Here is a 21,289-nt window from a genome sequence, read left to right as displayed (position 1 = left end):
ACTAATAGAATTGATTTTCATTTTCTATAGTGGGCAGGGGGTGATCTGGGTAACACACCGGCCAGCCCCCCTCGGGGTCCCTGCCGACGCGGCCGGCCACCTTCAGCACGTCCGCGAGCAGCCCCGGCGTGACGACCTCCTCCGGCGTCCCGTCGGCCACGACGAGGCCTTCGCGCAGGGCGACGACGCGCTCGGCGAACCGGGCGGCGTGGGCCAGGTCGTGCAGCACCATCACCACGGTGAGCCCCCGTTCCCCGCGCAGCCGGACCACCGTCCGCAGCACGTCGAGCTGGTGGTGCAGGTCCAGATAGGTGGTGGGTTCGTCGAGCAGCAGGACACGGGTGTCCTGGGCGAGCGCCATCGCGAGCCGCACCCGCTGCCGCTCGCCCCCGGACAGCGCGTCGACGTCGCGGTCGGCCCACCGCTCCACGCCGACGTCGCGCAGCGCCCGGAGCACGACCGGATCGTCGCCCTCCCGCAGCATGCCCAGCGGGCCCCGGGCCGCGTACCGCCCCTGACGCACCAGGTGGCGGACCGTCATCCCCGGCACGGCGGGCGCGGACTGGTGCAGCAGCGCCACCCTCGTCGCCGTGGCGCGCCGGGAGAGCCCGGCCAGGTCGTCCCCGCCGAGCAGCACGCGCCCCCGGTCCGGCCGGAGCAGCCCCGCGACCAGGCGCAGCAGGGTCGACTTGCCGCAGCCGTTGAGCCCGACGAGGGCGGTCAGTTCGCCCGGCCGTACGGTCAGGTCGACGCCCCGCAGCACGGGTCGTGCGGGGTAGCCGAAGTGGACCCCCTCGACGTGTATTCCCACGGGCTGGGTCAGGGTCATGCTCTGTCCTCCGTCGACTCTCAGAACGTACGGTCCGGCGCGCGGCGCACGACGGCCAGCAGCAGGGCGGCGCCGAGGCAGGCGGTGAGCGCTCCGACCGGCAGCGTGAGCCCGTCGGCCTCCAGGGTCCTGGCCAGCAGTCGCGAGGAGAGCTGTGCGACGGCGTCCGCCCCGCACACCACGACCGCGCCGGCCAGGGCTGTGCCGGGAAGGCTCCTGCGCAGGTCCGCGCCGAAGACGGCCACCGCCAGGTGCGGGACGAGCAGCCCCACGAAGCCCAGCGCCCCGACGGCGGCCACCGCGCCCGCCGTCAGCGCCACCGCGCACACCAGGGCGAGGGTGCGGGCCCGGTGGGCGGAGAGACCGGCGGCCAGGGCGATGTCGTCACCACAGCGCAGCAGGGTCAGGGGCCCGGCGAGCAGCCAGGCCGCGGTTCCCCAGGCCAGCGCCCAGGGCCACAGCAGGTGCCAGTGCTCCCACACACGGCCCTCCGTGGTGCCCACCAGCCACTGCACGACGCTGCCGAGTTCGCCCGGCTCCACGAGCAGCACCATGGCGGTGAGTCCGCCGAGCACCGCCGACACCAGTACTCCGTGCACGGCGGTCCGGGCCGGGTCGCCGCCCCCGCGGCCGGCGAGCAGCCAGAGCAGCAGCGCTCCGGCGCACCCGCCCGCGCAGGCCGCGAGCACCACGGCCAGGGGTGATTCCGATCCGGCGAGCCCCAGGGCCGTCGCGGTGACGGCCCCGAGGACCGCCCCCGGCGTCACGCCGGTCACCTCGGGCCCGGCGAGGGGGTTGCGCAGCGCGGACTGCAGGACGAGGCCGGCCACGGCGAGGCACGCGCCCGCGCCGAGGGCCACCAGCGTCCGGGGGAAGCGCAGTTGGAGGAGGATGTGGCGTTCCGTCGCGTCACCGCCGCCGCCCAGGACCTCCCAGACCGCGCCCGGGGACATGCCGCGCCCGGCCACCAGCTCCACGCCCGCGCACACGACGGCCAGTGCCGCGAGCGCCGTGAAACGCCGGGTCACCGCGTGTCCTCCGTTCCGTCCGTCCCGACGGGCCGGGCCGGGGCGCCGCCGGCACCGAGGGCCCCGGACCCGTACCGATGCGCCTGCTCCTCCGCCCCGGTGCGACGTGCTCCGTCGGCCGTGGTCCGCCGTTCGCGCGGCAGCGCCCGTACGGCGTCGGTCTCCACCGCCTCGCGTCCGGCCGTCCGGCCGCGCCGCCCCGACCGCATCAGGGCGACGCCCGCCGGCACCCCCAGCAGGGCCGTCCAGGCGCCGGCCGGTGTCTCCACGGGCGCGAGCGCCAGCCGGGCGGGGACGTCGGCGACCACCACGACGACGGCGCCCCACGCGGCGGACCAGGGCAGCAGGCGCACCGCGCCCCGGCCGGGGGCGAACCACCGGGCCAGGTGCGGGGCGAGGAAACCGACCCACGCGACGGGTCCGCACACGGCGGTGACGGGCGCGATCAGGACGACGGCGACGGCCAGCGCGGCCGGCCGGGCCCGCCGGGCGCGCACGCCCAGCGCCTCGGCGTCCTCGTCGCCCAGCCGCATCACCGAGAGCACCGGCGCGCACAGCACGAGAGCGGGGACCGTGACGACCGGCCACGGCCACAGACCCGCGATGTCGTCCCAGGTCCGCGCGGAGAGGGACCCCAGCAGATAGCGGTAGACGAGCTGGAGGTCGAGCTGGTCGGCCATGACCATCAGGACGAGCAGCGCGGCCTGCAGGGCCGCCGCGACCGCGGTCCCGGTCAGCAGTACCGCGGACGGACTGCGCCCGAGACCCGCGGCGAGCAGGGTGAGCCCGCCGCCGAGCGCCGCCCCGCAGAGGGCGAGCAGGGGCTCGACCGCGGCGGGCAGCGACAGGGCCAGGACCAGCGGCGCGGCCACTCCCAGGGCCGCGCCGGACGAGACGCCCAGCATCTCCGGCACCGCCAGGGGATTGCGGAGAGCCTCCTGGAGCACGAGTCCCGCCGCGCCCAGGCAGGCGCCGGCGATCAGCGCCAGCACCAGTCGCGGGACGCGGAGTTCGGTGACCACGACGCCGGCGAGCGAGGCGTCCCCGTCCAGCACCGCACCGGGCAGCCGGTGCGGCGGGACGTGGGGGGTGCCGAGGCAGAGGGCGCAGAGCGACGCCGCGGTCAGCAGTACGACCACCAGGAGCGGCTGCCACGCCCGGGCGCGCGGCGAGGAGCGCCGTTTCCCGCCGGCCGCGCGGTCCGCCGTGGTGGGCGCCGGGAAGGACGTCCTCACCGCAGCGCGGCCGTGGCCTCGTCGAGGACGATGCCCAGCGAACGCGTGCCGCGCCCCTTGGCCCACGCCTCCGGATCCACCTCGTGGACGTCGCCGCTCTCGACGGCCGGGATCTTGCTCCACAGGGGGTTCTTCGCCAGTTTCTCCGACAGCCTGCCGTCCGCGTCGCCGAAGCTCATCGTTTCGACGAACAGCACGTCGACGTCCTGGGCGAGGATCTCTTCGAGGCTGTGACTCCCCTCCACGCCGCGGGACTTCCACGGGTAGTGGGCGATCCTGGGGAACAGGCTGGCGGTCACGTCGCCCTCGGGGGTCGCGACGCCGAAGTTCTCGTCGTTGCCGTAGACGATGAGGGCGGTCTTGTCGCTGGGCGTCTTCTCGGCCGCGGCGAGCTTGGTCCGGAAGGTCTTCTCGGCCTTCTCCCCCCGGTCGGTGCGGCCGGTGAGGGCCGCGGTGTCGCGCAGGTAGCCGACGCTGTCCTCCCACGTCTCGGGCTGCATGGGCCAGAACGTGGTGGCGCCCTTCAGGGCGGGGGCGAGCTTGCCGTGGGTGTCCCCCAGGCCGATCACCAGGTCCGGCTTGTGGGAGAGAACCGCCTCCACCTCCGGCGCGATGAACCCGCCCGGGACGACGGGGACCTCCTTGGCCCTCTTCTCCCCGAGGAAGCCGGGGTGGGCGAGCAGGGAGCTGTTGGTGGCCGTCGGGACGATGCCGAGCTCGGTCAGGATGTCGTCGCAGAGCGCGAACAGGCAGACGATCCGCTCCGGCTTCTTCTCCAGGGCGATCCTGAAACCGTTCACGTCGGTCAACTCGGTCGCCGCCCCGATGGGTTCGACGGTGACGGCGACCGCGGCCCTCGCGCCGGGTCCGGCCTTCCCGTCCGCCGTCCCGCCGGACGGCGATCCACAGCCGGCCAGGACGGAGCCCACCACCGCCGCGGTGAGCCAGGTGCGGACGAATCTCGACGGTGCGCGCAGCATCGACGCCCTCTTTCCTTCTTCGGGGATCTGGAACGCACCGAACATACATGATAATCGTTTTCATAAAACAGGCCGTTGGAGGTCCCCATGCCCGCTTCCGTGCTCCTCGTCTCCGACCACGTGGACGGAGCCGTGTACGTGCTCGACGTGCCCTCCGGCACGGTCACGGGACGCCTCACGGGGCGCCACCTGTCCGAGCACGCGGGGTTCCTGGCCCTGCCCGGGGGGCGCGTGGCCTGTGTCGACGACCGTCGCGGGGAGCTTCTGGTGCTCGATCCCTTCGGCGGCGAACTCGTGGAGCTCGCCGTCCCGGTCGCGGTCCCGGCCGAACATCTCGCCTGCGACCCGTCCGGGCGCCGACTGGCCGTCACCACCGGTCTGGGCCGGAGCGCCGAGCCGTGGTCGGATCTCCTGACGGTCGTCGACCTGGCCACCGGAGGGGCCGCCCGGGTGCGCACCCGCGTCGGCGAACCGGGCGTGACGGTACTGGGCGACGGCGATCCGCTCGTCGTGCTGCGGCACCGGGAACCCGGCGCGCTGGCCGTCCACCGGTTCGCGGACCTCCTCGCGGCGCGTCCCGGCTGCCCGGTGGTCCAGCCCCACGCGGTGCTGCCCCTGCCGGACGACGGCCACGGCGACGCGCAGGACCCCGCCTCGGGGCGGGTGTTCGCGGCGACGGGCGCGGGGGTGCACGCGGCCCGGCGGAAGAGCGGCGGACTCGTGGCCGAGGCGGTGATCCCCTGGGAGTCACCGGCCCGGGGCTGGTACCTCCGTCTCGACACCCGCCGCCGGGCCCTCTGGAGCACGTTGCGCGGCGGCGCCCCGGACCCGCTGCGATGGCCGGACTGGACCAACCGGGCATGGCGCCACGACCTGGAGACGGGCCGTACGGTCCTCACCGACCTCGGCCCCGGCCTGGTCTTCCGGCTGGCCCTCGCCCGCGACCACACCGCCTTCACCCGCGTCCACCCGGACGGCGACGAGCTGGTCCTCCTGGGCTCCGACGACACCCTCCGCCGCGTCCCCCTCCCGGCCATGACCGGCGCGCCGAGACGCGGCGGCACCCCGTGGGAGGGCGTCCAGCGCCGCGCCGTGGCCGCCTCGCCGGGCGACCACCGGGTGGCCGTCACCCGCGGCGGCCACGGCGAAGTGCACCTCGTCGACGCGCGTACGGGCCACGAGACGGCCCGCGTACGGCTGGACACGCCGCTGCACCACGGCGGTCACGCGGTGCTGCTCGGCCGGAACGACGGCGCCGACGGCGATCCCCTGGGCCGCTGACGTCCCGGGCTCCTGGGCCGCTGACCTCCCGGGCCCCCGGGCCGCCGGCGCCCCGCACGACGGCCGCGTGCGCGGCCCGCCGGTTCGACCGAACACGACGGGCCGCGCGGCCGACCCCCGGCGGCGGAGTGCCGCTCCGGGGTCGGCGGGACCCGGTCACCAGGACGACTTGGTCACCCCGGGCAGGAAGCCGGCGTGCGCCTGCTGCCGGGTCCGTACGCGGGACAACCCGAACGTGCGCAGGTAGCCCCGGGGGCGTCCGTCGACGCTGTCGCGGTTGCGCACGCGGGTGGCGCCGGCGTCGCGCGGCTGCCGGCGCAGCTCGGCCCGCGCGGCCTCCCGCTCGGCCGGGGTCGAGGACGGGCGGCGAATGATCTCCTTGAGCTCGGCCCGCCGGGCGGCGTACCGCCCGACGACCTCCTTGCGGTGCTCGTTGCGCGCGATCTTGCTCTTCTTCGCCATCAGACCTTCCCTCCCCGCGCCCGGATCCGGGCCACGGCCGCCTCGACGCCGATCGCGTCCACCGTCTTGATCGCCCTGGCGCTCAGGGTCAGACGGACGTGGCGCCCCTCGCTGGGCAGCCGGTAGCGCTTGTGCTGGATGTTCGGGTCGAAGCGGCGCGAGGTGCGCCGGTGCGAGTGGGAGATCGTGTTGCCGAATCCCGGCTTGGCGCCGGTCAGTTGGCAGTGGGCGGACATGGGCGTGACCTGCCTCTCTCGGTGTCCACTACATATTGGTAATGGAAATCATGTCCATATACTAGCCGCACGGCACGCCACGGCCTCCACCCGGCCGTCGGACTCCGCGAAGAGCGCCGGCCTGTCACCCCGCCCCCTGAAAGGTCCCCGCCGTGAAGGCCGGCACCGCCTCCTCCGTCGGCCACGAGGAGACCGAAGTGGTCCCCGATGGCGTCCTGGAAGTGGACCTTCACCGGGGCCGCGCGGATTCCTAGCGTCGGAGCCATGAACGCGAACTCCCTGCGCGGGGTCCTGCTCGTGACCCTCGCCTACGCCCTCGTCGGCGCCTCCTTCACCGCGAACAGCCTGCTCGGCGCCTATCCGTACGCGGGCGGGCAGGCGCTCCGCTACGGGGCCGCCTGTCTGCTCCTGCTCCCGCTCCTCGGCCGTGGCGGACTCGCCCCGCTCCGGCTCCTGACCGCCCGCCACTGGCTGCGGCTCGCCGCCCTCGCGGCCGTCGGCATGGTCGGCTTCAACCTCGCCGTCCTGGCCGCCGAGCGGACCGCCGAACCGGCCGTCCCGGGCGTCCTGGTGGGCTGCGCGCCGGTCGTCGTCGCCGTCCTCGTCCCGCTGGCCGAGGGCCGCAGGCCGGCCCGCGCCGTGCTGTGCGGGGCGCTGCTCGTCGCCGCCGGCGCGTTCACCGTGCAGGGCTGGGGGCGTACGGACGCGGCCGGGATCGGCTGGTCGGTCGCGGCGCTCGCGGGCGAGGTGGGGTTCACGGTCCTCGCCGTCCCGGTGCTGCGGATCCTCGGCCCGAAGCTGCTCACGGCCGCCGTCTGCGGGGTCGGCGCGGCCGAGGCGGCGCTCCTCGGCCTGCTCGTGGACGGCACCGGTTTCGTACGGACGCCGACGGGCGTCGAGGCGGGGGCGCTCGCGTGGCAGGCGGCCCTGGCCACGGTCGTCGGCTTCGTCCTCTTCTACATGGGCGTCCAGCGGATCGGCATGGAGCGGGCCACCCTCTTCACCGGGGCGATCCCGGTCGCCGCCGCCCTGAGCGCCGTCCTGGTCGCGGGCGCCGCCTTCGGCCTCCCGCAGGCGGCCGGCAGCCTGCTCGTGGGGGCCGGCGCCGCCCTGGGCACCGGCCTGTTCACCCGTACGCGAACGGCCTCAGCGGCTGCCGTCCAGGATCACGCGCGCGACGAGGGCCGGATCGTCGTTCATGGGCACGTGGCCGCAGCCGGGCAGCCGGACGAGGCGCGCGCCGGGCAGCGCCCGCTTGGCGCGGACGCCCTGGCGGCGCAGCAGCAGCCGGTCGCGGGTGCCCCAGGCGACGGTGACGGGGACCCCGGGGAGGTCGTCGCGGAAGAGCACGGTCCGGCCGGCCGCCAGCGTCTGGTGGAAGCCGGTCGCGCCGCGCAGCGCGAGCGTCTCGGCGACGACCGCCTCGGGTGAGCGCCGTGCGGGCCGGGCATAGATGGTGCTGGTGAGGGCGGTGCGCCCGGCGGGCGTGCGGGAGAGCCGCTCGATCACCGGCACGGGCAGCGACAGGGCCGCGCCGCGCATGGCCCGCAGCGTCCCGAAGGCGTACCGCCGCTCGGCCTCCGTCCAGAAGCCGGCGGGGGAGAGGGCGGTGACCGAACGCACCAGCCCCTCCCGGCCGAGCTCCAGCGCGAGCAGCCCGCCGAGCGAGTTCCCCGCCACGTGCGGACGCTCGACGCCGAGGGCCCCGCAGAAGGCGCCGAGGACGGGGACGACGCCGGACAGGCCGTACGGAGCGCCCTCCGGCAGTCCGTCGGAGGCGCCGAAGCCGGGCAGGTCGACGGCGATCACTTCCCGCTCGGCGGCCAGCACGTCGAGGACGGGCTCCCAGGCCTGCCAGTGGTGCCCGATGCCGTGGAGGAGCAGCAGCGGCTCGCCCGAGCCCCTCCTCTCGTACGTCAGGGACGTCGTGCGGGGACCCGTGGGGGTCTCGATCGTGAACGTGCTCCGTGCGGGCATGCGGACTCCCTGTCGAGGCGCTTCTCGGACGTCCCGTCAGTAAGAATTACCGGTCGGTAGCCGGGAGTTCAAGAGCCCGCCCCGAACTGGACAGGCCGCGGGAGGTGGGCTGGGATGGACGGGTGCCCACCGACATCCCCACCGACACTCCGACCGGTACCGCCGACCGTGCCCCCGGCGGCGTCCCGGCCGACACCCCGACCGAACTCTTCGAGCGGCACCGCCCGATGCTCCTCGGCGTCGCCTACCGGATGCTCGGACGCGCCGCCGACGCCGAGGACGTCGTCCAGGAGGCCTGGCTGCGCTGGACCGCCGAGGACCGGACCGCCGTCCGCGAACCGCGCGCCTTCCTCGTGCGGATCACCACCCGCCTCGCCATCGACCGGCTCCGGCTCGCCCACACGCGCCGCGAGACCTACGTCGGCCCCTGGCTGCCCGAGCCCGTCGTCACCGACTTCGGCCCGGCCGCCCCCGACACCGCCGAGCGCGCCCTGCTCGCCGACTCCGTCTCGCTCGCCGTCCTCGTCGTCCTCGAATCCCTCTCGCCCCTGGAGCGGGCCGTCTTCGTCCTGCGCGAGGCCTTCGGCTTCCCGTACGGGGAGATCGCCACCGCCCTGGACCGCTCCGAGGCGGCCGTGCGCCAGCTCGCCGGACGCGCCCGGCGCCACGTCGACGAGGGCAGGCCGCGCTACGACGTCGACCCGGCCGAGCGCCGCGACCTCACCGAACGCTTCCTCGCGGCGGCCGCCGGCGGCGACCTCGGCGAACTCCTCGCCCTGCTCGCCCCGGACGTGCGCCTCGTCGGCGACAGCGGCGGCAAGTCCAAGGCGCCGCTGCGGGTCATTGAGACCGCGGCCAAGGTCGGCCGCTTCCTCAACGCCGTGGCCCGGGAGGCGGACTTCCTGTACGAGCACCGCCTCGTCGAGGTCAACGGCGCTCCGGCCCTGGTCTCGTTCGCCGACGGGCACGTCGACACGGTGATCCAGATCGAGGTCAGGGACGGGCACGTCCAGACCCTCCACATCATCCGGAACCCCGACAAGTTCCACGGTTTGAAGGGTATGTGACGCCCCGTCAGCACGAGAGCGGCGAAGGGCCTCCCGCCGCACCGCGGCAGGAGGCCCCTCGGCAGGGGGAGCGCGTCACACGCCCGCGATCGACTTGATCCAGGAGCGGTACGCCGTCACGTTGGTGTACGCCGTGGTGGTCTGGCGGTCGCTGGTGGAGGCGACGCCCACCTGGACCCCGGCGGCCATCATCGGGCCGCCGGAGTCGCCGCCGGCGGTGATGCCGTCGCCCCGGCGGGCGCAGATCGCGGAGCCGCCGTAGGCGTCGGTGCAGCCGCCGGTGACGGTGACGTTGGCGACCTTCAGGTAGCGGGACTGGCAGGTGGCCTCCGAGCCGCACTGGGAGGTGGCGCCCCAGCCGTACACCTGGACGTTCTGGCCGACGCGCACGGTGCCCGGCTGGCCGAGCGTCGCGTAGGTCGCCGACACGGAGCGGTCGAGGCGGACCAGGGCCAGGTCCGAGCTGTGCGTGTACGTCTGGACGCCGTTGGCCACGGTGCCGCCGCTGTACTGGTCGAGGCTGCCGATGCGGAACGACAGGCCGCCGCCGCTGACGCAGTGCTTGGCGGTGAGGATCCAGGTCGGGGCGATGATCGTGGCCGAACAGGTCTCCCGGCCGTTCGAGAGCAGCCGGGCCGCCCACGGGGCGTTGGAGGCGTAGCCGCCGCCGATGATCGGCTGCACGGCCTGGACGGCCGGGGACGCCGGCGCCGGCGCCGCGGAGGCGGCGGGGGAGAGGAGGGCGAGGACGGAGACCGCCGCGGCCGCGAGGGCGGGCACGAGCCGTGAGATGCGCAAGGTTCCTCGTTTCGGTGGGCGCGCCCGGGGCGCGCGTGTGGGGGGCGGGCGGCCCGGAGGAGGCCGCGCGCATGCCGGAGCACCGCCGGCGGGGCGGTGGTTCGACATGGACATGACCCATGATTCCGAAGAGGAGGGCGCACGGGGTAATAGCACTTGGCCATAACGCGGTGTTCTCCCCCGGGGGAGCGGACCCCGCGGCCGCCCGATGTCGCCGGCGCCGCACGAACCCCCGCCTCCACCGCCCCGGAGCGGGGGTTTTCCGCTACCGGAGCCTCACAGGGGTGCGAACGTCCTGTGAACGATCTAGGTCAGAGGGCCACATTCCGGGGTTTTCGACGGAGGATTGGTCTTGACCAAGGGGGTGGCTCGCCTTATGGTCGCAGAGTTAGTGCAGGAACCTTTAATAAACAAGGGCGCGGAAAAACGCCGCGGGACACGGCGAATTGCGGAGGATCAGGGTGGGGACCACGCAGCTGGCATCGGTACCGGAACCGAAGTACCAGCATCTCAAGACAGTGATCGGCGAAGCGCTCGACTCGGACTTCGCCGTCGGGGAGGTCCTCCCCAACGAGCGCGAGCTCGCCGCGCGCTTCGGCGTCGCCCGGGCCACGCTCCGGCAGGCCCTGGAGCAGCTGGAGCTGGAAGGACGCCTCCAGCGCCGCCGCGGCGTCGGCACCACGGTCGCCCCGCCGCGCGTCGGCGTGGACGTCTCCACCACCCAGCACGCCTGGCCGGGCGTCGGCGACGAGGCCTGGCAGTCCCTGGACTCCGCCTCCGACGTCCCCCCGGCCGCCGTCGCGCGCGTCCTGGAGACCGGCGCCGAGGACCGGGTGCACGTCGTCCGCCGCCTCCGGGTCAGCCAGGGCCAGCCGGTCGCCGCCGAGCTGCTCTACGTACCGGCCGACTCCGTCCCCGACCTCAGCGGCATCGACGTCCCCGCGGGCCCCGCCCGTGCCCGCGTCGTGCTCCGCGAGCTCCAGCACCTCGCCCTGGACGGCCAGGACCGCTCCGTCGAGCTCGGCTCCGCCCGCGCCGACGACGCCAAGGAGCTCGACCGGCTGCCGGGCGCGCCCGTCCTCGTCGTGACGACCCGCTACCTCTCCGGGGGCCGCACCGCCGCCGTCTCCGTCGCCACCTACCGCGCCGACACCTGCCGCCTCACCTTCGGCGACTCGGTCGACCTGGTCATGGCCTCGTAGCGCACGCTCCTCGACCGGCACCGGCCCGTCCCCGGACCGCCCCTCCGGCGGTTCAGCGGCGGGCCGTCACCGTTCCGTCGACCGCGAACAACTGCTCCTCGACGTGGTCGAGGGCGAGCCGCAGCGCCCCCGTGCCCACCGCCGCCTCGCCCAGCAGGGACAGCACCACCCGGGGCGGACGCAGGCAGAAGCGGGCCAGCTCCTCGCGGAGCGGCTGGAGCACCCCGTCGAGACCGGCCGCCCAGCCGCCCACCACGACCAGTTCCGGGTCGATGGCCAGGACGAGGGCCGCCACGTCGTGCACGAGCCGCTGGATGAACCGCTCCACCGCCGCCTCCGCCCGCGCGTCGCCCTTCCTGGCCAGCGCGAAGACCTCCGCGACCGCCTGCTCGTCCAGCGGGTGCAGCGGCTCGTCCGTCGTCGAGAGCAGGTGCTCGGGGGTGACGCCCTGGCCGAGCAGGTGCAGGGCGCCGATCTCCCCGGCCGCCCCGCCGAAACCGCGGTGCAGCCGGCCACCGATCAGCGAACCGGCCCCCGGGCTCAGCCCGGCCAGGACGAACACGATGTCGTCGGAGTCGGTCGCGGCGCCCTTCCAGTGCTCGGCGACGGCCGCCGCGTTGGCGTCGTTCTCCACGATCACCGGGCAGCGGAAGGAGCGGCGCAGCCGCTCGCCGAGCGCGAGACCCGTCCAGCCGGGCAGCGCCGTCCCGAGCCGCACGGTCCCGTCGGCCTCCACGATGCCTGGCGTGCCCACGCCCACGGCCCGCAGGTTGGACCGGGCGACCCCGGCCCTGCGCAGCACGTCCGCGACGACCGTGCGCACCCGGTCGAGCCGCTCGTCCTCGGGCGCCGTCTCCGACACCTCGCGGGACCCCGCGCCGATGATCCGTCCGTCCAGGCCGGAGAGCAGGGCGGCCACCCGGTGCGGGCCGATCTCGATGCCGAGCAGATGACCGGCCTCCGCACGGAAGCGGAACCTCCGCGCCGGACGCCCCTGCCGCCGGGCCTCGCCCTCCTCGGGCGCCGACTCGACGACGAGCCCGCCCTCCATGAGGCCTTCGACGACGCCTTCGACCGTGGGCCGCGACAGACCCGTGATCCGGGTCAGATCGGTGAGCGTGGGCGCGTCGGCGCCCCGCAGCGCATGGAGTACCACCGCGGAGTTGATCCGCCGCAGCAGAGACGGATCCCCGCCGGTCAGCCGCCCCACCGTGTGTCCTCCCAGCTCGTGGCCATTCAGCCGGATGGTACTCAATGGGCCCCGATGCGGCGAGTGCCGCCCCTGTCACGCTTGGGTGACGACCCGCCCCCGGGGCCCCGACGGCGCTCCGTGCCTCCGGCCGGCGCGACCGGCGACGGACGGGCGCTCCCGGGGCGGACGGCGCCCCGCGCCGCGAGGAGGGGCGGGGAAGCGGAACGGCCCCCGCCGAGCGGGCCCTACGCCCCCGCCTCCGGGAGCCCCGCCGCCTCGCGGAGCCGCGCGAACTCCTCGGCCATCGCCGCCGTCGACCAGTGGGCGTTGAGGCCGCTCGGGCTGGGCAGGGCCCAGATCCGGGTGGCGCCGATCGTCCGCTCCTGCGGACCGATCACGGCCTTCGGCTCGTCGAAGGCCGCGCGGTACGCCGTGACGCCGGCGATCGCGAGCCAGCGCGGCGCGAGGCGCTCCACCCGCCCGGAGAGCAGCCGTCCGCCCTCCAGGTACTCCTCGCGGGTCAGCTCGTCGGCCCGCGCGGACGGCCGCGCCACCACGTTGGTGATCCCGAGTCCGTACGTCAGGAGCTCCTCCTGCTCCTCCGGCCGGAGCTGCCTCGGGGTGAACCCCGACAGGTGCAGCACCGGCCAGAACCGGTTGCCGGGCCGGGCGAAGTGGTGGCCGGACGCCGCCGTCATCAGACCCGGGTTGATCCCGCAGAAGAGCACCGAGAGGCCGCTCGCGACCACGTCCGGAACGACGCGGTCGCGAGCGGCCTCCAGCTCCTGCCGGGTGTACCGGGGGGAGGGGGTCAGAGGATCGCCCCGGGGGTGTAGCCGGCGGCCTCCGGGTGCTGCTTCAGGATCTCGTCGACGCGCGCGACCACGGCGGCGACCTGGTCGGCGGCGGCACCCGTGAAGGACAGCTTGTCCGCCATCAGTTCGTCGAGCTGCGCCCGGTCCAGCGGGATGCGCTCGTCGGCGGCCAGCTTGTCGAGGAGCTCGTTGCGCTCGGCGCCCTGCTCGCGCATGGCGAGGGCGGAGGCCACGGCGTTCTCCTTGATGGCCTCGTGGGCGACCTCGCGGCCGACCCCGGCGCGCACCGCGCCCATGAGGACCTTGGTGGTCGCCAGGAAGGGCAGGTAGCGGTCGAGTTCGCGGGCGACGACGGCCGGGAAGGCGCCGAACTCGTCGAGCACGGTGAGGAAGGTCTCCAGGAGGCCGTCCAGGGCGAAGAAGGCGTCCGGCAGCGCGACGCGGCGGACCACGGAGCAGGACACGTCGCCCTCGTTCCACTGGTCGCCGGCCAGCTCGCCGGTCATCGAGGCGTAGCCGCGCAGGATGACCATGAGGCCGTTGACGCGCTCGCAGGAGCGGGTGTTCATCTTGTGCGGCATCGCCGAGGAGCCGACCTGGCCGGGCTTGAAGCCCTCGGTGACCAGCTCGTGGCCGGCCATCAGACGGATCGTCTTGGCGGTCGAGGACGGCGCGGCGGCCAGCTGGACGAGGGTGGTGACCACGTCGTAGTCGAGCGAGCGAGGGTAGACCTGGCCGACCGAGGTGAAGGCGTGCGCGAAGCCGAGGTGGCCGGCGATCCGCTGCTCGAGCTCGGCCAGCTTGCCGGCGTCGCCGCCGAGCAGGTCCAGCATGTCCTGCGCGGTGCCGACCGGGCCCTTGATGCCGCGCAGCGGGTAGCGGCCGAGCAGCTCCTCCAGGCGCGCGTACGCCACGAGCAGCTCGTCCGTCGCCGTCGCGAACCGCTTGCCGAGGGTGGTCGCCTGCGCGGCGACGTTGTGCGAGCGGCCGGCCACGACCAGCTCGGCGTACTCGGCGGAGAGCCTGCCCAGCCGGGCGAGGACGGCGACCGTGCGGTCCCGCATCAGCTCCAGGGAGAGGCGGATCTGGAGCTGCTCGACGTTCTCGGTGAGGTCGCGCGAGGTCATGCCCTTGTGGACGTGCTCGTGGCCGGCGAGGGCGTTGAACTCCTCGATGCGGGCCTTCACGTCGTGCCGGGTGACCTTCTCGCGCTCGGCGATGGAGCCGAGGTCGACCCGGTCGAGGACGCGCTCGTAGTCGGCGAGCGCCTCCTCCGGAACCTCGATCCCGAGGTCCTTCTGCGCACGCAGCACGGCGAGCCACAGTCGGCGCTCCAGCTTCACCTTCTGCTCGGGGGACCAGAGGACGGCGAGCTCCGCGGAGGCGTAGCGGCCGGCCAGAACGTTGGGGATGCGGGGCTTCGCAGTCACAGCAGTCACGTGGGCAGAGTTTACCTGGCGGTTTCTGCAGGTCGGCGCCGCCGTCCGATGTGGAGTTTGCTACGAGACGCGGGTCACGGGCGCTCGGACCGGACGCTCACCGAGGGCGCGTACGGAAGCAGCTCCGGGCGCTTGGGCGCGCGGCCGTCGCCGGAGGAGCGGCCGGTCAGGCGCCGCCCGATCCAGGGGCCCAGGTGCTCCCTGGCGAAGCGGGCGTCCGCGAGCCGCCGGCTCGCCCAGCGGGGGCGCGCGGTCGGCGCCATCGGGGTGCGCCAGTCCTCCTCGGGCTCCAGGCCGAGGGCCTGCCACACGGCCTCGGCGACCCGCCGGTGCCCCTCGGCCGTCAGGTGGAGCCGGTCCACGTCCCAGAGGCGGGGGTCGCCGAGCGACGGCGCCCCGTACAGGTCGACGACCAGGGCGCCGTGCCGGGCGGCGAGCGCGTCGATGTGGGCGAAGAGCTCCTCCATCCGGGGCCGGAAGCGCTCCATGACGGGTCCGTTCCGGCCGGGGCTGCGCATCAGGACCAGCTGCCCGCAGGCGGGTGTGAGGCGTTCCACTGCCTCGGTGAGGAGGTCCCTCACCCGGACCATGTCGACCTTGGGGCGGAGGGTGTCGTTGAGGCCGCCGACGAGGGTGACCACATCGGCCTCCATCGTTGCGGCCGGGCCGACTTGCTCCTCGACGATCTGTCCGATGAGCTTCCCGCGCACGGCGAGGTTCGCGTAGCGGAAGCCGGGGGAGCGGGCGGCGAGGCGGCCCGCGAGGGCGTCGGCCCAGCCGCCGTAGGAGCCGTCGGGCCTCAGGTCCGACATACCCTCGGTGAAGCTGTCGCCGAGGGCGACGAAACTGTTGTACGTGGCATTGATCTCCATGGCGGAGCGATCATACCGCGCGGTATGCGAGGCGTGCCGTGGAGAACCCGGGAGGGGAAATCCGATGAGCGAAGCGCTCCTGAGCGCTCTGGCCGAGGCACTGGCCGGACTGGTGACGGCGGTCGAGACCTCCGACGAGGACGTCCTCGACCCCGACACGGCGGTGAAGTGGCTGGAGACCACCGGCCACACCCTCGCCGGCCTCACCGAGGACGACCGGCGGACCCTCGACGGGCTGTTCCGCGCGGCCGCCCTGCGCGAACCCGAGGGCCCCCGGCGCGACGAGCTGCTCAGGGTCTCCGAGGGATTCGGACTCACCTTCGGACTCACCGAGGGCTTCGGGCTCACCGAGGACCCCCACGCCGCCGCCTGCGACGCCGTCCTGGACCACACCCGGCGCCTCGCCGCCGTCGTCCGCGACGCCGACCCCGCCACCCCCGTCCCCGGCTGCCCCGACTGGACCCTCGCGGACCTCGCCCGGCACGTCGGCACGGTCCACCGCTGGGCCGAGCACCTCGTACGGACCCGTGCCGCCACCCGCGTCCTCGCGGAGGACGTCCCCCTCGACCCGCCGGCCGGCCCCGCCGCGTACGCCGACTGGCTCGTCGCCGGTGCCGAGCGGTTCGCCGCCACCGCCCGCGGCGCCGACCCGGACGCCCCCGTCTGGTCCCCGGGCGCCGACCCGCACGTCCGCCACTACCCCCGCCACGTGCTCTTCGAGACCCTCGTCCACCTCGCCGACGCCGAACTCGCCGTCGACGGGAAGACCGGCCCCCTCGACCCGGCCACGGCCACGGCCGCCGTCGACCACTTCCTGACCGACGCCCCGTACATCGCCCGGATCGCGGAACCGGTCTCCCGGCTCGGCCGGGACGGAACGGTCCTGCGCCTCGTCGCCCGCGACACCGGCGCCGTCCGGACCCTCGTCCTCGGCGGGGGCGGCTTCACCTGGACCCGCGACACCGGCGCCGAGCCGACCGCCGTCGTCGAGGCGGACGCCGGGGAACTGCTGCTCCTGCTGCACCGCCGGTACGGCGCCGACGACCCGTGCTTCACGCACACCGGCGACCGGAGCCTCCTGGACGACTGGCTGGCCGCCACCGCGCTCTGAGCGAAGAAGCGAAGAACGGGCGACGAAGCCCGAAGGGCCCCGGGACGGATCCCGGGGCCCTTCGGTTCACGCGGACCGGTTACGACGCCGCGGGGCGCCCCACCAGCTCGCGCAGCACGTCCTCCATCGCCACGAGCCCGGCCTGCCGGTCGTCCTCGTCCAGCACCGCCGCCAGGTGCGTCCGGCTGCGGCGCATCGCGGTCAGGACGTCGTCCAGCGGCGTCTCCGCCCGCACCCGGGCGATCGGCCGCAGCGACGACACCGGGAACGGCAGGTCGCGCGGGACGATGTCCAGGGCGTCCTTGACGTGCAGATAGCCCACGATGCGGCGCTCCGCGTCGACCACGGGGAAGCGGGAGAACCCGGTCCGCGCCGACAGCGCCTCCAGCTCCTCGGGCGTGGTGCCGACCGGGGTGGACACCACCTTGTCCGCCACCATCACCACGTCCCGCACGGGACGGCGGCCCAGCTCCAGGGCGTCGTGCAGCCGCTCGGCGGCCCGGTCGTCCAGGAGTCCGGCGTCACCGGCGTCGGTGACCATGCGGGCCAGCTCGTCGTCCGAGAAGGTCGCGGAGACCTCGTCCTTGACCTCCACCCGCAACAGCTTGAGCAGGGTGTTCGCGAAGGCGTTGATCGCGAAGATCACCGGCCGCAGCGTCCGCGCGAGCGCCACCAGGGGCGGCCCGAGCAGCAGCGCCGAGCGCGTCGGCTCGGCGAGCGCGATGTTCTTCGGCACCATCTCGCCGAGCAGCATGTGCAGGTACGTCGCGAGCGACAGGGCGATCACGAACGAGATCGGGTGCACCAGGCCGTGCGGGACGCCGACCGCGTCGAAGACCGGTTCGAGCAGGTGCGCGATGGCGGGCTCGGCGACGATGCCGAGGACCAGGGTGCAGAGCGTGATGCCGAGCTGGGCCGCCGCGAGCATCGCCGAGACGTGCTCCAGCCCCCAGACGACACTGCGCGCCCGCTTGTCCCCGGCCTCGGCCAGCGGCTCGATCTGGCTGCGGCGGACCGAGATCAGGGCGAACTCGGCGCCGACGAAGAAGGCGTTGACGACCAGGGTGAGCAGGCCGATCAGCAACTGGATCACGATCATCGGCCGGCCTCCCCGGTCTCGTCACCGGTCTCGGTGTCGTGCGCGGGCGCGTGCAGCAGCACGCGGGCCGCGCGCCGGCCGGAGGCGTCCACGACGTCGAGCCGCCAGCCGGCGAGCTCCACGCCGTCGCCGACGGCCGGGATGCGGCCCAGCTCGTGGGCGACGACGCCCGCGAGCGTCTCGTACGGGCCGTCCGGCACCCGCAGGCCGATCGTGCCGAGCTGGTCGGTGCGGACCGCGCCGTCGGCGGACCACAGCGCCCGCCCCTCCGCGTCCTCGCCGGCCCGTGCCAGGTCCGGCGTCTCGTGCGGGTCGTGCTCGTCGCGCACCTCGCCGACGACCTCCTCGACGATGTCCTCCAGGGTGACGACCCCGGCGGTACCGCCGTACTCGTCGATGACGACCGCCATCGTCTGCTTCCCGGACAGCCGGTCGAGCAGCCTGTCCACGGTCAGCGTCTCGGGGACGAGCAGCGGCTCGCGCAGCATCTCCCCGATCGGGCGGCGGGGCCGCTCGGCGGCCGGTATGACGAGGACGTCCTTGATGTGGGCGATGCCGACGACCGCGTCCAGGCTGTTCCGGTAGACGGGGAAGCGGGACAGGCCGGTCGCACGGGTCGCGTTCGCCACGTCCTCGGCGGTGGCCTGCACCTCCAGGGCGGTGACCTGCACGCGGGGCGTCATCACGTTCTCGGCGGTCAGCTCCGCCAGGTTGAGGGTGCGGACGAACAGCTCGGCCGTGTCCGCCTCCAGGGCCCCCTCCTTCGCGGAGTGCCGGGCGAGCGCCACCAGCTCCTGCGGGGAGCGCGCGGAGGCCAGCTCCTCGGTCGGCTCCATGCCGAGCCGGCGCAGGATCCGGTTCGCGGTGTTGTTGAGATGGCTGATCAGCGGCTTGAAGGCGGCCGTGAACACGCGCTGCGGGGTGGCCACCACCTTCGCCACGGCGAGCGGCGAGGAGATGGCCCAGTTCTTGGGGACCAGCTCGCCGACCACCATCAGGACCACGGTCGACAGGGCGGTGCCCAGGACCAGGGCCACCGAGGAGGCCACCGACGGGGAGAGGCCGAGGGCCTCGACCGGGCCCTTGATCAGCGCGGCGACCGAGGGCTCGGCCAGCATGCCGACCACCAGGTTGGTGACGGTGATGCCGAGCTGGGCGCCGGAGAGCTGGAACGTCAGCGACCTCACGGCCTTGAGCGCGCCCGCCGCGCCGCGCTCGCCGCGCTTCACGGCGGCTTCGAGTTCGCCGCGCTCGACCGTGGTCAGCGAGAACTCGGCCGCGACGAAGGCGCCGCACGCGAGGGAGAGCAGGAGCGCGAGAAGGAGCAGAAGCACTTCGGTCATCGGTTCACCTCCGTCCCATGATCACGCGACGGGAGGAGGACCGCTCGGCGTCGGCGGCCGGAGCCGGAACTTCCGGGTCCTTCGGGTCTTTCGGAACCAGTGCTACTGGGAGGCTCGCCCATGGGCGGACGCTCACACCTTTCGGTCGTGGGGATGGGAAACCATGGTAAAGGACAGGCAAAGTGATGTGCCGTTCACCCCCCGTGCTCTTCGTTACGCCAGTGGCTTCACCCAGCGGCGCCAGTGGTCCTCGCGCTGGTACCCGGCGGCGGCCCAGAGCATCCGCCCCGTTCCGTTCGCCTCCAGGACCATGGCGTCCGCGCGCCGCCCGCCGAGCGCGGCGAACCGCTCCTCGGCCGCCCGCAGGAGCGCGGTGGAGATCCCCCTGCGCCGGTACGAGGGAAGGACGGCGAGCCGGTAGAGGGAGGCGCGCCAGCCGTCCCAGCCGGCGATCACGGACCCCACGATCCGTCCGTCGGCCACCGCGAGGAGCAGGGCCTCAGGGTCCCGCTCGACGAGCCGGGTGACCCCCGGCACGTCGTCCGAGACGGACGTCCCCTCGGCGGACTCCCGCCAGAAGGCCAGGACTGCCCCGGCCTCGTCGACAGTGGCGGTACGTATCTGCAGCTCGATCATGGCCGGATCCCATCACGGGGGCCTCCGGCCGTGCCAGGGGGTTCCGGGGAGCGGGACGGCGGCGCCTCACCGCCTCGCCGTGCCCAGGACGCAGGGGGAGGACGGCAGCCGCGGCCCGCCCTCCGGGACGTCGAAGGAGCGGTACGGGCCGAGGACGAACCCGGCCTCCTCGATCTCCGCCAACGGGGTGCGGGAGGTGTGGCAGCCGCCGAAGAGCAGCGGCCACACCGTGCGGTCGAGGCCCCGCTGCACCCGCGCGAGCCCCGGCGTGTCCGCCGCCCCGTGCTCGAAGAAGCGCAGCTCGCCGCCGGGACGCAGGACCCGGCGCAGCTCCACGAGGGCCGCCGGCACGTCCCGCACCGTGCACAGGACCAGGGAGACCACCGCCGCGTCGAAGGCGCCGTCCCGCGCGGGCAGCGCCTCGGCCGTCCCCGGCACCACGGTCACCGGAACGGCCGCCCGCCGCGCGGCCCGCTCGGCCAGCCTCCGCAGCCGGTCCTCCGGCTCGACGGCCACGACCTCCGTGACGCCCACCGGGTAGTGCGCGAAGTTCAGCCCGTTCCCGGCCCCGACCTCGACGACCCGGCCGGTGAGACCGGCGAGCAGCTCGGCCCGGAGCGGCCCGATCCCGCCCCGCGTCTCGGCGGAGACGCTGAACCGGGCGTAGAAGCGGGCGAAGAGGGGGTGGCGCACCCGGGGCGGACTCCCGGGCGCCGGCCGCGAAGACGTCATCGGAGGCTCCTTGCACAGGCGCGCGTACCTCCAGCCTACGGAGCCGCCCCACCCGAAGCGGCCCGACGGGCCGCCCCCCGACCGCACGGATCCCCGCGCCCGGCCCGTACGGCAGGAGCGCGTCCGGCCCGTGACGTCCCGGGCGCGCGGGACCCGGACCCCGGGGCGTACGGGGAATCCGGCACCGAGGGCGCAACCGGTGGGCGGTCAGCGCCCGTACGGCTCCGCGTGCGTCTTCGTGAACGCGTCCGCGTCCCACGTGCCGCCCAGGGCCGGGGCCAGCCAGCTTTCCGCCGCCGCGCGGAAGGCCGCCGGGGGCAGGGCGCCCGAGCCCTCCGGTACGGCTCCGAGCAGCGGCGCGCCCGCCGCCTCCGGCAGGTCGGCCAGGTTGCAGCGGGCCGCCAGGTCCGGCGCGGCCGGCCAGCTGCCGACCACCACGCCCAGCTGCTCGATGCCGCGCGCCCGCAGCGCCTCGCCCGTCAGCGTCGCCGAGTTGAGCGTCCCGAGCCCGGCCGGGGCCACCACCAGGACCGGCGCGCCGAGCAGTGCCGCCGCGTCCGCCAGCGTGCCGCCCTCTTCGTCGAAGCGGACGAGCAGTCCGCCCGCCCCCTCCACGAGGACCAGGTCGTGCCCGGCGGCCAGCTTCCGGGCGGCCTCGGCGACCTCCCGGGGCCCGACCGGCGCGAGCCCGGCCCGCCGGGCGGCCGTACCGGGGGCCAGCGGCTCCGGGAAGCGGCCCAGTTCGGCCGAGGCGACGGCGCCCGAGAGCCGTACGACCTCGTCCGCGTCACCCCGCTCGTCCGGCCCGACGCCCGTCTGGGCGGGCTTGAGCACGGCGACCGAACGCCCGGCGGAGGTCGCCACGGCGGCCACCGCCGCGGTCACGACCGTCTTGCCGATCTCGGTCCCGGTGCCGCTGACGACGACGATTCCCACAGTCCGCTCCGATCCTTCT

21 protein-coding genes and 1 pseudogene are annotated in these 21,289 nt (G+C 74.8%); 5 read left to right on the top strand and 17 right to left on the bottom strand.

The window, feature by feature from the left end; genetic code table 11:
• Nucleotide 1: 1 nt before the first annotated feature.
• From ACFY7E_RS23245 to ACFY7E_RS23230, 4 genes are all read right to left on the bottom strand, one after another.
• Nucleotides 2-829: an ABC transporter ATP-binding protein gene (locus ACFY7E_RS23245; RefSeq protein WP_389487721.1), complete on the bottom strand. Its 828-nt coding sequence runs from the start codon at nt 827-829 to the stop codon at nt 2-4.
• A 20-nt stretch (nt 830-849) separates the two neighbouring features.
• A complete protein-coding gene (locus ACFY7E_RS23240; RefSeq protein WP_389487719.1) occupies nt 850-1,857 on the bottom strand; it encodes a FecCD family ABC transporter permease in 1,008 nt (335 codons plus the stop codon).
• The gene (locus ACFY7E_RS23235; protein ID WP_389487907.1) at nt 1,854-2,984 is read right to left on the bottom strand and encodes a FecCD family ABC transporter permease; all 1,131 of its coding nucleotides are present in this window, start codon (nt 2,982-2,984) and stop codon (nt 1,854-1,856) included. Before ACFY7E_RS23235 ends, ACFY7E_RS23240 begins: the two co-directional genes overlap by 4 nt.
• Before the next feature lie 104 nt (nt 2,985-3,088).
• Nucleotides 3,089-4,072, bottom strand: coding sequence for an ABC transporter substrate-binding protein (locus ACFY7E_RS23230; protein ID WP_389487717.1), 984 nt, complete (start codon nt 4,070-4,072; stop codon nt 3,089-3,091).
• Between the two features lie 87 nt (nt 4,073-4,159).
• Here ACFY7E_RS23230 and ACFY7E_RS23225 point away from each other — a divergent pair, with 87 nt between their 5' ends.
• On the top strand, nt 4,160-5,353 hold the full coding sequence (locus ACFY7E_RS23225; protein ID WP_389487715.1) for a YncE family protein: 1,194 nt from the start codon (nt 4,160-4,162) through the stop codon (nt 5,351-5,353).
• A gap of 156 nt (nt 5,354-5,509) precedes the next feature.
• On the opposite strand, the gene rpsN is transcribed toward ACFY7E_RS23225, so the two are convergent.
• Both rpsN and rpmB read right to left on the bottom strand, forming a co-directional pair.
• A complete protein-coding gene (gene rpsN, locus ACFY7E_RS23220; RefSeq protein WP_389487713.1) occupies nt 5,510-5,815 on the bottom strand; it encodes a 30S ribosomal protein S14 in 306 nt (101 codons plus the stop codon).
• Nucleotides 5,815-6,051: a 50S ribosomal protein L28 gene (gene rpmB / locus ACFY7E_RS23215; RefSeq protein WP_389487711.1), complete on the bottom strand. Its 237-nt coding sequence runs from the start codon at nt 6,049-6,051 to the stop codon at nt 5,815-5,817. Before rpmB ends, rpsN begins: the two co-directional genes overlap by 1 nt.
• A gap of 207 nt (nt 6,052-6,258) precedes the next feature.
• On the opposite strand from rpmB, the pseudogene ACFY7E_RS23210 reads away from it, so the two are divergent.
• Nucleotides 6,259-7,152, top strand: a pseudogene (locus ACFY7E_RS23210) (EamA family transporter); the annotation flags it as partial.
• Between the two features lie 45 nt (nt 7,153-7,197).
• Here ACFY7E_RS23210 and ACFY7E_RS23205 read toward each other — a convergent pair.
• Nucleotides 7,198-8,028, bottom strand: a complete 831-nt coding sequence (locus tag ACFY7E_RS23205; RefSeq protein ID WP_389487709.1) for an alpha/beta fold hydrolase — start codon at nt 8,026-8,028, stop codon at nt 7,198-7,200.
• Nucleotides 8,029-8,162: 134 nt separating this feature from the next.
• Between ACFY7E_RS23205 and sigJ the strand changes: the two genes are divergently transcribed.
• A complete protein-coding gene (sigJ, locus tag ACFY7E_RS23200; RefSeq protein WP_389487905.1) occupies nt 8,163-9,095 on the top strand; it encodes an RNA polymerase sigma factor SigJ in 933 nt (310 codons plus the stop codon).
• A gap of 75 nt (nt 9,096-9,170) precedes the next feature.
• Here the strand turns inward: sigJ and ACFY7E_RS23195 are convergent, their stop codons facing one another.
• The gene (locus tag ACFY7E_RS23195; RefSeq protein ID WP_389487707.1) at nt 9,171-9,893 is read right to left on the bottom strand and encodes a S1 family peptidase; all 723 of its coding nucleotides are present in this window, start codon (nt 9,891-9,893) and stop codon (nt 9,171-9,173) included.
• A 461-nt stretch (nt 9,894-10,354) separates the two neighbouring features.
• Here ACFY7E_RS23195 and ACFY7E_RS23190 point away from each other — a divergent pair, with 461 nt between their 5' ends.
• Complete coding sequence (locus tag ACFY7E_RS23190; protein ID WP_389487705.1) at nt 10,355-11,095, top strand: GntR family transcriptional regulator; 741 nt, start codon at nt 10,355-10,357, stop codon at nt 11,093-11,095.
• A gap of 52 nt (nt 11,096-11,147) precedes the next feature.
• Here the strand turns inward: ACFY7E_RS23190 and ACFY7E_RS23185 are convergent, their stop codons facing one another.
• The 4 genes from ACFY7E_RS23185 to ACFY7E_RS23170 form a co-directional block, all read right to left on the bottom strand.
• Entirely contained in the window at nt 11,148-12,305 is a 1,158-nt protein-coding gene (locus tag ACFY7E_RS23185; protein WP_389487703.1) for an ROK family transcriptional regulator, read from the bottom strand.
• A 227-nt stretch (nt 12,306-12,532) separates the two neighbouring features.
• Complete coding sequence (gene mug, locus ACFY7E_RS23180; protein WP_389487701.1) at nt 12,533-13,036, bottom strand: G/U mismatch-specific DNA glycosylase; 504 nt, start codon at nt 13,034-13,036, stop codon at nt 12,533-12,535.
• Nucleotides 13,037-13,098: 62 nt separating this feature from the next.
• Nucleotides 13,099-14,541 carry an adenylosuccinate lyase gene (gene purB, locus ACFY7E_RS23175; RefSeq protein ID WP_389487699.1) on the bottom strand — a complete coding sequence of 481 codons (1,443 nt, stop codon included), beginning with the start codon at nt 14,539-14,541 and terminating at the stop codon, nt 13,099-13,101.
• Nucleotides 14,542-14,615: 74 nt separating this feature from the next.
• Entirely contained in the window at nt 14,616-15,413 is a 798-nt protein-coding gene (locus ACFY7E_RS23170) for an SGNH/GDSL hydrolase family protein (RefSeq protein WP_389487697.1), read from the bottom strand.
• A gap of 64 nt (nt 15,414-15,477) precedes the next feature.
• Between ACFY7E_RS23170 and ACFY7E_RS23165 the strand changes: the two genes are divergently transcribed.
• A complete protein-coding gene (locus ACFY7E_RS23165; RefSeq protein WP_389487695.1) occupies nt 15,478-16,524 on the top strand; it encodes a maleylpyruvate isomerase N-terminal domain-containing protein in 1,047 nt (348 codons plus the stop codon).
• Nucleotides 16,525-16,603: 79 nt separating this feature from the next.
• On the opposite strand, the gene ACFY7E_RS23160 is transcribed toward ACFY7E_RS23165, so the two are convergent.
• The 5 genes from ACFY7E_RS23160 to bioD form a co-directional block, all read right to left on the bottom strand.
• Nucleotides 16,604-17,623, bottom strand: coding sequence for a hemolysin family protein (locus ACFY7E_RS23160; protein ID WP_389487693.1), 1,020 nt, complete (start codon nt 17,621-17,623; stop codon nt 16,604-16,606).
• A complete protein-coding gene (locus ACFY7E_RS23155) occupies nt 17,620-18,966 on the bottom strand; it encodes a hemolysin family protein (protein WP_389487691.1) in 1,347 nt (448 codons plus the stop codon). The genes ACFY7E_RS23160 and ACFY7E_RS23155 overlap by 4 nt, the downstream gene beginning before the upstream one ends.
• A 213-nt stretch (nt 18,967-19,179) precedes the next feature.
• Complete coding sequence (locus ACFY7E_RS23150; protein ID WP_389487689.1) at nt 19,180-19,602, bottom strand: GNAT family N-acetyltransferase; 423 nt, start codon at nt 19,600-19,602, stop codon at nt 19,180-19,182.
• A 66-nt stretch (nt 19,603-19,668) separates the two neighbouring features.
• Nucleotides 19,669-20,334 (bottom strand): class I SAM-dependent methyltransferase, encoded by a 666-nt coding sequence (locus ACFY7E_RS23145; protein WP_389487687.1) that lies wholly within the window; start codon nt 20,332-20,334, stop codon nt 19,669-19,671.
• Nucleotides 20,335-20,541: 207 nt separating this feature from the next.
• Complete coding sequence (gene bioD, locus ACFY7E_RS23140; protein WP_389487685.1) at nt 20,542-21,270, bottom strand: dethiobiotin synthase; 729 nt, start codon at nt 21,268-21,270, stop codon at nt 20,542-20,544.
• Nucleotides 21,271-21,289: the final 19 nt, after the last annotated feature.

Origin of the sequence: Streptomyces sp. NPDC012825 (assembly GCF_042900925.1) — a bacterium.
GTDB lineage: Bacteria > Actinomycetota > Actinomycetes > Streptomycetales > Streptomycetaceae > Streptomyces.
This window is presented reverse-complemented; position numbering and strand designations above follow the sequence as displayed.

What these genes read in the sequence shown, in the direction of transcription:
- ACFY7E_RS23155 (WP_389487691.1), bottom strand. Translation starts at nt 18,966, where the DNA reads ATGACCGAAGTGCTTCTGCTCCTTCTCGCGCTCCTGCTCTCCCTCGCG.
- ACFY7E_RS23170 (WP_389487697.1), bottom strand. Translation starts at nt 15,413, where the DNA reads ATGGAGATCAATGCCACGTACAACAGTTTCGTCGCCCTCGGCGACAGC.
- ACFY7E_RS23245 (WP_389487721.1), bottom strand. Translation starts at nt 829, where the DNA reads ATGACCCTGACCCAGCCCGTGGGAATACACGTCGAGGGGGTCCACTTC.
- ACFY7E_RS23160 (WP_389487693.1), bottom strand. Translation starts at nt 17,623, where the DNA reads ATGATCGTGATCCAGTTGCTGATCGGCCTGCTCACCCTGGTCGTCAAC.
- ACFY7E_RS23145 (WP_389487687.1), bottom strand. Translation starts at nt 20,334, where the DNA reads ATGACGTCTTCGCGGCCGGCGCCCGGGAGTCCGCCCCGGGTGCGCCAC.
- rpmB (WP_389487711.1), bottom strand. Translation starts at nt 6,051, where the DNA reads ATGTCCGCCCACTGCCAACTGACCGGCGCCAAGCCGGGATTCGGCAAC.
- ACFY7E_RS23150 (WP_389487689.1), bottom strand. Translation starts at nt 19,602, where the DNA reads ATGATCGAGCTGCAGATACGTACCGCCACTGTCGACGAGGCCGGGGCA.
- ACFY7E_RS23205 (WP_389487709.1), bottom strand. Translation starts at nt 8,028, where the DNA reads ATGCCCGCACGGAGCACGTTCACGATCGAGACCCCCACGGGTCCCCGC.
- ACFY7E_RS23165 (WP_389487695.1), top strand. Translation starts at nt 15,478, where the DNA reads ATGAGCGAAGCGCTCCTGAGCGCTCTGGCCGAGGCACTGGCCGGACTG.
- rpsN (WP_389487713.1), bottom strand. Translation starts at nt 5,815, where the DNA reads ATGGCGAAGAAGAGCAAGATCGCGCGCAACGAGCACCGCAAGGAGGTC.
- ACFY7E_RS23230 (WP_389487717.1), bottom strand. Translation starts at nt 4,072, where the DNA reads ATGCTGCGCGCACCGTCGAGATTCGTCCGCACCTGGCTCACCGCGGCG.
- ACFY7E_RS23225 (WP_389487715.1), top strand. Translation starts at nt 4,160, where the DNA reads ATGCCCGCTTCCGTGCTCCTCGTCTCCGACCACGTGGACGGAGCCGTG.